The organism is Paraburkholderia sp. Ac-20336, from assembly GCF_017105025.1.
GTDB lineage: Bacteria > Pseudomonadota > Gammaproteobacteria > Burkholderiales > Burkholderiaceae > Paraburkholderia.
Genome location: NZ_JAAGPS010000040.1, coordinates 1 through 12,856 on the forward strand (window position 1 = coordinate 1; position 12,856 = coordinate 12,856).

Consider the following 12,856-nt stretch of genomic DNA (forward strand, 5'->3'; position numbering starts at 1 on the left):
CGTGCTGCCCGCCGGCCTCGGCCAGGCGCCCGCGCGCCAGGCCGCGCTCGGCGCGGGCTTGCCGCTCGCCACCGGCTGCACGACCGTCAACAAGATGTGCGGCTCGGGCATGCGCGCGGCGATGTTCGCGCACGACATGCTCGCGGCCGGCTCGCTCGACGTGATCGTCGCGGGCGGCATGGAGAGCATGACGAATGCGCCGTACCTGCTGCCGAAGGCGCGCGGCGGCATGCGCATGGGCCACGGCCAGGTGCTCGACCATATGTTCTACGACGGCCTCGAAGACGCCTACGAAAAAGGCCGTCTGATGGGCACGTTCGCCGAGGAATGCGCGGCGTCGTTCGCTTTCACGCGCGAGGCGCAGGACGCGTTCGCGGTCGAATCGCTGAACCGCGCGAAGCGCGCGAACGAGGACGGCTCGTTCGACTGGGAAATCGCACCGGTCAAGGTGGCGAGCCGCAAGGGCGAGGTCACGATCACGCACGACGAGCAGCCGTTCAAGGCCAACCTCGAAAAGATCCCGACGCTCAAGCCCGCGTTCAGCAAGACCGGCACCGTGACGGCGGCGAATTCGTCGTCGATCTCGGACGGCGCCGCCGCGCTCGTGATGATGCGCGAATCGACGGCGAAGCGGCTCGGCGTCGCGCCGCTCGCGCGCGTGGTTGGTCATTCGACCTTCGCGCAGGAGCCCGCGAAGTTCACTACCGCGCCGGTCGGCGCGATCCATAAGCTGTTCGGCAAGAACGGCTGGCGTGCCGGCGAGGTCGATCTGTACGAGATCAACGAAGCGTTCGCGGTCGTCACGATGGCCGCGATGAAGGAACACGGCTTGCCGCACGACAAGGTCAACGTGCATGGCGGCGCATGTGCGCTCGGCCATCCGATCGGCGCCTCGGGGGCGCGCATTCTCGTCACGCTGATCGGCGCGCTCCGCCAGCGCGGCGGCAGGCGCGGCGTCGCGACGCTGTGCATCGGCGGCGGCGAGGCGACGGCGATGGGTATCGAACTCGTCTGACGCGCCGGCTTCGACACCTGATTCACGGCGCCGAAGCCGCGCCGGCAATGAATGAGAAACCAGCGAGGAATGCGATGAAAACAGTGTTGATCGTCGGTGCGTCACGCGGCATCGGCCAGGAATTCGTACGGCAGTACAGGAAGAGCGGCTGGCGCGTGCTCGCCACCGCGCGCGACGGCGCCGCGCTCGACGCGCTCAATGAACTCGGCGCCGAAACCTTCACGCTCGACGTGACCGCGCCCGAGGAAATCGCCGCGTTCGGCTGGAAGCTCGACGGCGAACGGCTCGATGCGGCGATCCTCGTGTCGGGCGTGTACGGCCCGCGCACCGAAGGTATCGAAACGATCACGGCCGAGGACTTCGATCACGTCATGCACACGAACGTGCGCGGCCCGATGCAACTGATGCCGATCGTGCTGCCGCTCGTCGAAGATGCGAACGGCGTGTTCGCGGTGATTTCGAGCCATATGGGCAGCATCGCCGATGCAACCGGCACGACCGGCTGGCTCTATCGCGCGAGCAAGGCCGCGCTGAACGACGTGCTGAAGCTCGCCTCGCTCGAAACGCGCCGCGCGACCTGCGTGTCGCTGCATCCGGGCTGGGTGCGCACCGACATGGGCGGCGCACAGGCGGCGCTCGATCCGGCGCACAGCGTCGCCGGCATGCGCGACGTGCTCGCCCAGGCCGCGGCCGCGCGCGACGCGTTCCACGGCCGCTTCTTTCAATACGACGGCACGCAGCTCGACTGGTAAGGAACTAGACCATGGTGCTCGATCAGGATCACCTGATGGTGCGCGACGCGCTGCGCACCTTCGTGCGCGAAGCAATCACGCCCTATGCGGCCGCCTGGGACCGCGAACGCACGTTCCCGCGCGACGTGCATCGCCAGCTCGCCGAACTCGGCGCGTATGGCGTGCTCGTGCCCGAAGCGTATGGCGGCGCGGGCATGGACGCCCTTGCGCTCGCCTTGATTCTCGAAGAAATCGCGGCCGGCGACGGCGGCACCTCGACCGCGATCTCGGTCAACAACTGCCCCGTGTGCAGCATCCTCTTGAGCTACGGCAACGACGCGCAGAAACGCGCCTGGCTCACGCCGCTCGCGCGCGGCGACATGCTCGGCGCGTTCTGCCTGACCGAACCGCAGGCGGGCTCCGACGCCTCGGCGCTACGCACCACCGCCACACGCGATGGCGACAGCTACGTGCTGAACGGCGTCAAGCAGTTCATCACGAGCGGCAGGAACGGCCAGGTGGCGATCGTCATGGCCGTCACCGATAAAGCCGCGGGCAAGCGCGGCATCAGCGCGTTCATCGTGCCGACCGATACGCCCGGCTACGGCGTCGCGCGCATCGAAGAAAAGCTCGGCCAGCATTCGTCGGATACCGCGCAGATCGTCTTCGAGAATTGCCGCGTGCCGGCCGCGAACCGGATCGGCGCCGAAGGCGAAGGCTACCGGATCGCGCTGTCGGGACTCGAAGGCGGGCGCATCGGCATCGCCGCGCAAAGCGTCGGCATGGCGCGCGCCGCGTTCGAGGCGGCATTGGGCTATGCGAAGGAGCGCGAGAGCTTCGGCGCGCCGCTCTTTTCGCATCAGGCGGTACAGTTCCGTCTCGCCGAGATGGCGACGCAACTCGAAGCCGCGCGTCAGCTGATCTGGCATGCGGCCTCGCTGAAGGACGCCGGCCAGCCCTGCCTGACCGAAGCCGCGATGGCGAAGCTGTTCGCCTCGGAAGCCGCCGAGCGCATCTGTTCGGCGGCCTTGCAGATTCACGGCGGCTACGGTTATCTGAGCGACTTTCCGGTCGAGCGGATTTACCGCGATGTGCGTGTATGTCAAATCTACGAAGGCACGAGCGACATCCAGAAGATCCTGATCGCTCGCGCGCTGAACTGAAATATCGATGAACAAGCCATTGCTGTCGCAGCAACGACCCGCCGACTGCCCATGCGGCGGCGCCACCCCCGAGCCACGCAGCGGCGCCGCCACGCGAGCGCCGCGCTTCGCGCAATGCTGCGGACGCTATATCGATGGCGGCGAAGCGGCGCCGCGCGCGCTCGAACTGATGCGCTCGCGCTACAGCGCCTACGTGCTCGGCGCGAACGACTATCTGCGCGCGACATGGGACGCTCGCACCTGCCCCGCCGATCTCGACGCGGACCCGGGCGCCCCCGGCGCGCCGCGCTGGCTCGGACTGCAGATCAAGTCGTTCGCCGAGAGCGACGCGCATCACGCAACCGTCGAGTTCATCGCGCGCTACAAGGTGGGCGGGCGCGCGCATCGGCTGCATGAACTGAGCCGCTTCGTGCGCGGCGACGACGGCCGCTGGCGCTACGTCGACGGCGACGTCAGCGAGTAAGCCTCATCGCATGGATATGGCCGCCAGCGCGCGCGCCGAACCTTTCTCTTCCCCTTCACCGGCTGACGCCAGGGTCGGCACACCACCGCACCCCAAGCCCTCGATCAGGGCTTTTTTTCGTGTTGGCCTCGCACCACAGCACGCAACCGACCATCGTTCGCCACTTGCCGCCATCCCGCGCCGAGGCCCGCCCGCCGTGGCTTTGCGGGCCCCGGCGCGGGTCCGGCAATTTCTGCGGCGCGGGTTCTCCTTGATTGCACAAAACAAAATTGTCATGCCAGGATGAGTCCGTTGTCTCATGACGTCACCTTGCGAGAGCGGGTCATACCGGCTCCGCGAAATGCGCAGGAAACCGTGCCGGCCGCCACGTCAACGCGAGCCGCGGCGGTTCGCAGCGCATGAAGTGACGCTCATCATCGGCGCGTGGGGTCGCGTCGGCCGTTGGGTTCATCCCGTGCGATCTCGATTGGCGTGCGTGCGCTTGGCGCACAACGTACGCGAGTGAGTCTGTTTGTCGAAAACGCTGACGAAAGCAGGCTGTCAGCAAGCGTTGTCGAGGAACGGACCGCACGGAGTTCAGGACAGGTCTTTCAGGCAGGTGCGTCAATGGTGTTGAGCAAGGTTCTGAAAAAGTGTGCGGCGGTCTGCGCCGCGACCACTTGCGCTGTCGCGATCGCACATGCCGATCCGCTCTCCTACGCGTCGACCTCCTCCAAGCTGAACGCCACGCCGCTCACCGACAACCAGGGCGGACCGCTCACGCGCGCCCGCGTGCCGCGCATCGCGCTCGACGACGACGCCTATCTGCCGACCGCGCACCTGAACGAGCAGATCATCCGCGTGCCGGTCAACGCGGATGGCTCGATCACGCTCGAAACGACGATCTACAAACCGGACGGCCCCGGCCCGTTCCCGATGATCGTGTTCAACCACGGCAAGATTCCGGGCGATCCGCACCTGCAGGAACGCAGCGACCCGCTGCCGTTCGCGCGCGAATTCGTCCGCCGCGGCTACGTGGTGGTCGCGCCGAACCGCCAGGGCTTCGGCCATTCGGACGGCGTGTACGAGCAGGACGGCTGCGACGTCGAACTCAACGGTCTCGGCCAGGCGAGCGACGTGGCCGCCACGATCGACTACATGGCAAAGCAATCGTATGTCGACGCGGCGCATATCGCGGTAGCCGGCACCTCGCACGGCGGTCTCGCGACGATCGCCTACGGCACCGAAGCCGCGCCGGGCGTGCGCGCGCTGATCAATTTCTCGGGCGGCCTGCGCCAGGACGCCTGCACCGACTGGCAGGGCAATCTGACACGCGCGTTCGGCGCGTATGGCGAAAAGAGCAAAGTACCGTCGCTGTGGCTGTACGGCGACAACGACTCGGTCTGGAACGCGCCGCTCGTCGCCGGCATGTATGCCGCCTATGGCGCGCACGGTGCGAGCGCGAAGATGGTCGATTTCGGCAACTACAAGAACGACGCGCATCGGCTGGTCGGCGATCGCGACGGCGTGCACGTGTGGTGGCCGGCCGTCGAGTCGTTCCTCGCGCGCGCCGGCATGCCGACGGCCGTGCAGTATCGCGTGGCCGATCCGTCCGCGCCGAAGGCCACCGGCTTTGCCGCGCTCGACGCGGTCGATGCGGTGCCGTATCTCGACGCGGCGGGCCGCGACGGCTATCGCAACTTCCTGCATCAGTATCCGAGCCGCGCGTTTGCGGTGTCGGATTCGGGCGCGTGGTCGTGGGCCGAGGGCGGCGACAATCCGATGTCGGTGGCGATCAACAATTGCCAGAAGCAGAGCGCCGATCCCTGCCGCCTGTATGCGGTCGACAACGCCGTCGTGTGGAACAACCAGGCTTCGCAGACGGCGGATGCGAACGGTTCTGCGCCGACGGCCGATGCCGATGGCCGGCACGCCATTGCGAGCCGCGAGTGACGCGCGCGCAGCGCTGGCCTTTCTAGCTGTTACGCATAAGTCGAGGCGAGGAATTTCACCTTCTATCTGCTGCGCATAAGTTAGGACAAGGAACTTCGCTGTTTGCGCGCTCGCTTCGCACGGGTCACTGGAGCGTCATCGGGCAAATCGATAGTGGGCCGCATGCCGCTATTGCTTCCGACCGCCCATGAACAATCCGATCCAGCCCACCTCCCGCAGGGATGCCGCAGTCTCGCAACTGCAAGGCGCCACCCCGCAGAACGCCTCCGCCGCGTCCACCTCCCGACCGGCCGCACCGCCCACGCCTGAGCGGAGCGGCGGCTTGCTCGAAGGACTGAAGCCACGCCTGCACGTGACGCACAAGGCCGCCGACGTCACCCTCGGATCGCTCTTCAGGTTCAGCACAAAGGGCAAACCGGTCCTGCCGTCGCATACCGTCGATGCCAGCAAGGCGGTGAAGATGCCGCCGGTCGTCGCCGGCGATGAGAGCCAGGCCGCCGAGTTTGCCTTTCCCGATCGGCGCTCGGCAGCGCCCAAACCCGAGAGCTCCATGCAGAAAGCGCTGGAGAGTTTCCATGCACGTCGAGGCGGGAACCCGCGCGTCATGAACACAGCCCCCGCGCATCTCGGGGCCAGCGAGGATCTCGAAACCGGCCGGATGCCCGTGCGCTTTTTTCCCCGTGCGAAGCCAGACCAACTCGAAGGGCTGACGGACCAGATCGATGAGGCGCTGTTGAAATTGCCCAACTCGCAATTTCACGAGGTGCGGACGATGCAGCGCGCGTTGGTGTTGAGCGCGCTGGAAACGGCTTCGGGTGGAGACCTTGAGATCGCGCAACAGGTGTTCGGCCGCATGCAGGCGGGACTGAGTTTCGACACTGGCGCAGCGGTCCAGCCGCGCCAGCCCGCAACGGCACCATCAGCGGCACCAGCGCCCGCGCCCACCACCACCCTTGACGCCTCGATGCTGGCGGTCTTCGACGATTTCGCCCGTAGCACGCCGCGCGCCGACATCGCCGACATTCACCTCGCGTCGCGCGACAACGACGGCGCGCCTTCGACACCCGCGACTCAGACACACGACCTCGATACACGCAACCTCGAAGCACGCGCCTGGCGCGCCGCCCAGGAACTGTCCATGACGGCGGGCGGTTTCGAGAGCCTGCGCGAAATCGCGGGACAGCATTGGCCCAGCGATGGCGAAGCGCGCTTCGCGCCGCGCGCCTGGCTTCAGGCCGCCGAGCTGCTCGCGCGGACGAACGGACACACGCCGCTCGACGCCGATCCGCCTAGCATCGAGCGAAGCGCGCAGCGCATTCTGAATAGCCCGGCACCCGCGCGCAACGACACCACGGCCCACACCCAACGGCATCTTGCCTCGATCGCGCTCGCGGCCACGAAGCTGATGCGCGTGAACGATCTGGAGCAGATGAGCACGCGCGAAGCGGGCGCGCTGCTTGCCGCCCGTCAGGGCTTTTTTGCCGACGGCGCCGGCACACCGCTCGCCGCGAGCAAGAACCGCCTCGAACGCTTCCTTAATCAAACGGTGCCGCGGGCGACGTCGACTCGCCCCGAACAGGACGGCCAACACGGCGACGGCGCGATGCCGGTGGCCCGGCAGCGCGGCCTCAATCGCCAATGGTACAAATCGATTGGACGGCCGTTCGGCTTCAACAAAAGCCCGCTCGTGGCGATGCAGGGCGGCATCGAAGGCACGGGCCTCGGCTCGTGGGACAAAGACGAACAGGCACTCGACAAGGCCACCGGCAAGATGATCGACGAACTGAACCGGGCGCTGTCGACGGGTGAAAACGCGGCGTCCGGCGCCCCGGCGAGCGAGCCGGGTGTCAAGGGCGACGGTACGGTCTCCGACCTCGTGAGCCGCACGCTGCTTCAGGTGCTCGCCGGTCGCCCCGAAGGCAGCGATGCAAGAAAGTTCGAAGCCCCTCTCGACGACAGCGTGATCGACGAAATCGCCGAACGTCTGCGCACGCATCTCGATACGCCCGGCGGCGCGCCGGCCTCGGGGTTCCGCGCCGGCCGCAAAGCGAAAGCGTTCGCGGCGTTCCGCGCGCGGCTCGCCACGCCGGAGAACGGCGGCAACGCCGACGACGCACGCAAGGCGATCCGCAAGCAGTTGCCCGGCGGAGCAGGCGTCATCGACGCGAAGCTGCTTCGCAAGTGGCACAAGTCCTACGCCAAAGGCACCGGCACCGCGAATAGCGATGCGCTGGACCATGCGCTCGACGTCATCGACCGGGTTGCGCTCGGCAAGGCAATCAAGCCCGCCGGCGATACGAACGAGGATTACCGTGCCGTGGGCGCGCGCATCATCGCCAACCTCGAAGGCGGCGGCAAGGCCATCGTGACCGAAGGCGGCATAGTCGGTCTGAGCACGCGAGGCGTGAGCGCAGCAGCGGCCTCGCTCCCGCTGGTCGCGCCGCGCCTGAACCTGCAAAGCTCGCGCGGGCGTCAGGCCGTACTCGAATACAGCCGCTCGACGCCCGCGTACAAGATCAGCTTCGGCACGCAGAAGCGCGCGCGGGCGAGCGCGGGCGCCGGCCTGCAGATCGGCCACGATTTCGGCATGGCGCGCCTCGCGGGCAACCTCGAAGCCGCGCACGAGTGGGACGACACCGAGCAATGCACGGTCGATCTGAGCATGGCCCGCCGTCTTCGCAGCGATAAGGATGCCTATGACGACGAACGCAGTAAGGAGCAACTCACACATATCAACAACTATTTATTCGATAACGCTGGACGCGGCCGCAGCGGTGACGAACTTTGGGGCAATCTGGCGAAGCAGTTTCTGAACAACGACGATTTCTCCGTCGCCTGGAACAATCAGAAAGGCGCGGTGCGCCACCACGGCGAATCGTTGACGTTCCGGCCCGGGCTCAAGATCGGCACGGGCACGGTGTCGGCGCGCACCAACGGGATCGTCGGCGTTTCGCACGACCGCGTCTACAAGGCCACGCTCGACGTGCAGGACCAGGCCGGTCACACGCAGATCGAATCGCACCGCTTCGGGCGCGGCAATCGCGTGACGTTCCAGGCGGGTGCGAACTTCAGCGTCAGCGACAAGGTCGAGAAGACCGGCGCCAGCGGCGCCGACCCCACCGACATCGCGAGCGTCTCGGTGTTCGCGCCGAACGCGGTGTCGCTCGAAATACCGATCTACGACGGTTTTCACCAGGCGAAGGCCACGCTCGTGCGCGAGGGCGGCAGGCTCCAGGCGCGCACCTCGCTCGCCGACACCGAGTTTTCGAGTCTCAACGACTACAAGAAAGCCTTGCGCGAAGACCCGGCGTGGCAACTCACGTTCGGCGTCGCGCCGGGCGAGCCGATGCCCGAGGGCGGCAACCTGACGGCGGCGATGGAGCGAGGGCGGCGGCGCATCGAGAAGTATCTGTCGGATCTCTCGGCCAACGAGGTGCAGAATCTCCGCTTTGTCGCGCGGCGGCGTCTGCGCAGTCACGCGGCGATCGGCGCCGATGCGCTCGACGACCAGATCGCGATGCTGAAGGCGCGCAATCGCGAGGACGAGCGCGGCAAGATCGACGTCCTGACGCAACGGCGCGATGCGCTTCTTCGCCGCGACAACGCCTGGCTGCCGACCGAGCTGATGGCCGTGCAGGCCAACGATCGTCAGGTGGCCGTGGGCCTGCGCATGGGCTTGCAGATGACGGCGACGAAGGGCTCGCGCGGCGAACGGGAAGTCGAATCGCTCAAACTCACGCCCAAGGACACCGACAGGCTCGACGGCGTGTGGCCGAGGCAGGCGTAAGCGTCGCCGCCTGCGTGCCCGATGCGGCCGGTTCCGGCACGGCCGTCCTGTCGGCGATTCATGTGGCACAGCCGAGCGGCCAGCCCCCAAAAAACCCGCTCGCCGCCGATTCCCGCTCATTCCCGCCAATTCCCGCCGGTCATGGCCCATTACTTTGACGTCGTCATCTGCGGCGATCGGCGGGCTTCGACCCCAAAGTGATTCCAGTTGTGCCGAACGACGCCAAACCCCGGCGCCATAAGGAAAACCGCGCCTCAAGTCGCTGATGCGCGCGATTAAAGAAACCGCTAATCTCGACCCCGTGCGCGCGCCGAGGCCTGCGTGCCGTGGTGCGAACAGTCCCATCGGCACGTCGAAAAAGCCCTGAAAAAGGGCTCAAAACAAAGGCGCCCAAACACCCTCGCGCGCTAGCGGCAAAAAAGCATCCTGGAGTACCTTTTTGGACAATTCAGCAGTACCTTCCGTCGCCCCGCCAGGGACGTCCTCGAACGCCCCTGACGACTGGGTCGCCCGCAGCCTGCGCGCGGTATGGCATCCGTGCACGCAGATGAAGCACCACGAACGTCTGCCGCTCGTGCCTGTCGCGCGGGGTCAGGGCGCGTGGCTCTACGACCGCGCCGGCCATCGCTATCTCGACGCGATCAGTTCGTGGTGGGTCAATCTGTTCGGTCACGCGAACCCGCGCATCAACGCGGCGCTGAAAGACCAGCTCGATACGCTCGAACACGCGATGCTCGCCGGCTGCACGCACGAGCCCGCCGTCGAACTCGCCGAACGTCTCGGCGCGCTGACCGGCAACACGCTCGGCCACGCGTTCTTCGCCTCGGATGGCGCGTCGGCGGTCGAGATCGCGCTGAAGATGAGCTTCCACAGCTGGCGCAACCGGGGCTTTGCCGACAAGCAGGAATTCGTCTGCATCGCCAACAGTTACCACGGCGAGACGATCGGCGCGCTCGGCGTGACCGACGTCGCGCTGTTCAAGGACGCCTACGATCCGCTGATCCGTCACGCGCATGTCGTCGCCTCGCCCGATGCGCGGCTCGCTCAGTCGGGAGAGACCGCCGCCGACGTCGCGCGCCGCGCGCTCGACAACGTGCGCACGCTGTTCGACGCACGCGCAAACCGCATCGCCGCGCTGATCGTCGAGCCGCTCGTGCAATGCGCGGCCGGCATGGCGATGCACGACGCGTCGTATATCGCGGGCTTGCGCGCGCTGTGCGACGAATACGGCGTGCATCTGATCGCCGACGAAATCGCGGTCGGCTGCGGACGCACCGGCACCTTCTTCGCCTGCGAACAGGCGCACGTGTGGCCGGACTTCCTGTGCCTGTCGAAAGGCATCAGCGGCGGTTATCTGCCGCTGTCGATCGTGCTGTCGCGCGACGAGATCTTCGCGGCCTTCTACCACGACGACACCGCGCGCGGCTTCCTGCACTCGCACTCGTACACCGGCAATCCGCTCGCGTGCCGCGCGGCGCTCGCGACGCTCGACCTGTTCGCGAGCGACGACGTGCTCGCCGCGAACGCACGCAAGTCGGCCACGCTGAAAGCCGCGCTCGCGCCGCTCGCCGGGCATGCGCAGGTGCGCAATCTGCGCCAGTGCGGCACGCTCTTCGCATTCGATGCGGTGATCGACGATGCTCAGCAGGCCCGAACGTTTTCGCGCCGCTTCTTCGACAACGCGTTGCAGCGCGAGCTATTGCTGCGCCCGATCGGCACCACCGTGTACCTGATGCCGCCGTACATCCTCGACGACGAAGAACTCGCGCTGCTTGCCGCCCGCACGCGCGAGACCTTCGACGCCACGCTCGCAGAGGTCCGCTGATGCATCTGCTCGACACGCTCGCCGCAGGGCTCGCAGACATCGACGCGCGCGGATTGCGCCGTCGCCGCCGCACCGCCGATACGCCCTGCGCCGCGCACATGACGGTCGACGGCCGCGAGATCATCGGCTTCGCGAGCAACGACTACCTCGGCCTCGCCGCGCATCCGCAACTGATCGAGGCCATCGCCGAAGGCGCGCGCCGGTACGGCGCGGGCAGCGGCGGCTCGCATCTGCTCGGCGGCCACTCGCGCGCGCATGCGCAACTCGAAGACGATCTCGCGGAATTCGCGGGCGGCTTCGTCGACGACCCGCGCGCGCTGTATTTCAGCACCGGTTATATGGCGAACCTCGCGACGGTGACCGCGCTCGCGGGCCGCGGCACGACGCTGTTCTCCGATGCGCTCAATCACGCCTCGCTGATCGACGGCGCGCGGCTGTCGCGCGCCGATGTGCAGGTCTATCCGCACGGCGACATGGACGCCTTAAGCGCACTGCTCGAAGCCTCGGCGTCGGACGTCAAGGTGATCGTCTCCGACACCGTGTTCAGCATGGACGGCGACATCGCCCCGCTGCCGCGTCTGCTCGAACTCGCGGAACGGCACGGCGCCTGGCTCATCGTCGACGATGCGCACGGCTTCGGCGTGCTCGGTCCGCAAGGCCGTGGCGCGGTTGCGCAGGCCGCGCTGCGCTCGCCGCATCTGATTTCGATCGGCACGCTCGGCAAGGCGGCCGGCGTCTCGGGCGCGTTCGTCGTCGCGCATGCGACCGTGATCGAATGGCTCGTGCAGCGCGCGCGTCCGTATATCTTCACGACCGCGTCGGTGCCGGCGGCCGCGCATGCGGTGTCGGCGAGCCTGCGTATCATCGGCGGCGAGGAAGGCGAGGCGAGGCGCGCACATCTTCGGCAGCTGATCGAGCGCACGCGCGCGATGCTGAAGGCGACGCCGTGGCTGCCCGTCGATTCGCACACCGCCGTGCAGCCGCTCATCATCGGCGCGAACGATGCGACGCTCGACCTCGCCGCCGCGCTCGATCGCGCCGGTTTGTGGGTGCCCGCGATCCGGCCGCCGACCGTGCCCGCCGGCACGTCGCGTCTGCGTATTTCGCTCTCGGCCGCGCATTCGCATGCGGACCTCGACCGGCTCGCAGCGGGCCTGCAACAACTCGAAGGGCACGGCGCATGAGTCATAAGAATTCCACCGGCGAGGCGCTGTCGCTGTTCGTCACCGGCACCGATACGGAAATCGGCAAGACGTTCGTGTCGTCGGCGCTATTGCGCGGCTTCGTGCGCGAGGGTCTGCAAGCGGCCGCGATGAAGCCGGTCGCCGCCGGCGCGTTCGACGTGGACGGCGTGCTGCACAACGAAGACGCGGATCAACTCGATGCCGCGTCGAGCGTGCTGCTGCCGCCCGCGCTGCGCACGCCGTATCTGCTGAAGGAACCGGCTGCGCCGCATATCGCGGCCGCGCTCGAAAACGTGACGTTCGATCTCGACCATATCGTCGCCTGCCATCGGGAAACGCTGACGCGCGCGGACATCGTCGTGGTCGAAGGCGTCGGCGGCTTTCGCGTGCCGCTGACCGCGACGCAGGACACCGCCGATCTCGCGGTCGCGCTGAAGCTGCCGGTCGTGCTCGTGGTCGGCATGCGGCTCGGCTGCATCAGCCACGCGCTGCTGACCGCCGAAGCGATCGCCGCGCGCGGCCTCACGCTCGCGGGCTGGGTCGCGAATCGCATCGATCCGGACATGACGTTCCCCGACGAAAACATCGCGTCGATTCGCGCGCATCTTTCGCGCGCCTACGGCGCGCCACTGCTCGGCAGCGTGCCGCATCTCGATCCGCTTTCGCCCGAGCTTGCGTCACGGCAACTCGACCTTCAACCGCTTCTGCACACGCTGCGCCGATTGCGCGCGGCCTAGCCGCTGCCTCGCAGCGCTG

At 67.4% G+C, this 12,856-nt stretch carries 9 protein-coding genes; all 9 read left to right on the forward strand.

What is annotated here, in order from left to right; genetic code table 11:
* The coding region (locus GXB81_RS14290; RefSeq protein WP_205989486.1) for an acetyl-CoA C-acetyltransferase at window positions 1-1,015 on the forward strand (1,015 nt) is incomplete at its 5' end.
* 74 nt (window positions 1,016-1,089) lie between these two features.
* Entirely contained in the window at window positions 1,090-1,767 is a 678-nt protein-coding gene (locus GXB81_RS14295; RefSeq protein ID WP_205989488.1) for an SDR family oxidoreductase, read from the forward strand.
* An 11-nt stretch (window positions 1,768-1,778) separates the two neighbouring features.
* Window positions 1,779-2,909, forward strand: coding sequence for an acyl-CoA dehydrogenase family protein (locus GXB81_RS14300; RefSeq protein ID WP_167042349.1), 1,131 nt, complete (start codon window positions 1,779-1,781; stop codon window positions 2,907-2,909).
* 7 nt (window positions 2,910-2,916) lie between these two features.
* A complete protein-coding gene (locus tag GXB81_RS14305; RefSeq protein WP_205989490.1) occupies window positions 2,917-3,372 on the forward strand; it encodes a YchJ family protein in 456 nt (151 codons plus the stop codon).
* 606 nt (window positions 3,373-3,978) lie between these two features.
* Complete coding sequence (locus tag GXB81_RS14310; RefSeq protein ID WP_167042345.1) at window positions 3,979-5,304, forward strand: CocE/NonD family hydrolase; 1,326 nt, start codon at window positions 3,979-3,981, stop codon at window positions 5,302-5,304.
* Between the two features lie 187 nt (window positions 5,305-5,491).
* On the forward strand, window positions 5,492-9,091 hold the full coding sequence (locus tag GXB81_RS14315; RefSeq protein ID WP_205989492.1) for a hypothetical protein: 3,600 nt from the start codon (window positions 5,492-5,494) through the stop codon (window positions 9,089-9,091).
* Window positions 9,092-9,638: 547 nt separating this feature from the next.
* Window positions 9,639-10,916, forward strand: a complete 1,278-nt coding sequence (bioA, locus tag GXB81_RS14320; protein WP_241016365.1) for an adenosylmethionine--8-amino-7-oxononanoate transaminase — start codon at window positions 9,639-9,641, stop codon at window positions 10,914-10,916.
* The gene (gene bioF / locus GXB81_RS14325; RefSeq protein ID WP_205989495.1) at window positions 10,916-12,100 is read left to right on the forward strand and encodes an 8-amino-7-oxononanoate synthase; all 1,185 of its coding nucleotides are present in this window, start codon (window positions 10,916-10,918) and stop codon (window positions 12,098-12,100) included. Before bioA ends, bioF begins: the two co-directional genes overlap by 1 nt.
* Window positions 12,097-12,837, forward strand: a complete 741-nt coding sequence (gene bioD / locus GXB81_RS14330) for a dethiobiotin synthase (RefSeq protein ID WP_205989497.1) — start codon at window positions 12,097-12,099, stop codon at window positions 12,835-12,837. The genes bioF and bioD overlap by 4 nt, the downstream gene beginning before the upstream one ends.
* The last annotated feature ends 19 nt before the right edge of the window (window positions 12,838-12,856 follow it).

Bases quoted from the DNA above. Each gene is read 5' to 3' on its own strand.
- bioF (WP_205989495.1), top strand. From the start codon at position 10,916: ATGCATCTGCTCGACACGCTCGCCGCAGGGCTCGCAGACATCGACGCG.
- GXB81_RS14310 (WP_167042345.1), top strand. From the start codon at position 3,979: ATGGTGTTGAGCAAGGTTCTGAAAAAGTGTGCGGCGGTCTGCGCCGCG.
- bioD (WP_205989497.1), top strand. From the start codon at position 12,097: ATGAGTCATAAGAATTCCACCGGCGAGGCGCTGTCGCTGTTCGTCACC.
- GXB81_RS14300 (WP_167042349.1), top strand. From the start codon at position 1,779: ATGGTGCTCGATCAGGATCACCTGATGGTGCGCGACGCGCTGCGCACC.
- GXB81_RS14305 (WP_205989490.1), top strand. From the start codon at position 2,917: ATGAACAAGCCATTGCTGTCGCAGCAACGACCCGCCGACTGCCCATGC.
- bioA (WP_241016365.1), top strand. From the start codon at position 9,639: ATGAAGCACCACGAACGTCTGCCGCTCGTGCCTGTCGCGCGGGGTCAG.
- GXB81_RS14315 (WP_205989492.1), top strand. From the start codon at position 5,492: ATGAACAATCCGATCCAGCCCACCTCCCGCAGGGATGCCGCAGTCTCG.
- GXB81_RS14295 (WP_205989488.1), top strand. From the start codon at position 1,090: ATGAAAACAGTGTTGATCGTCGGTGCGTCACGCGGCATCGGCCAGGAA.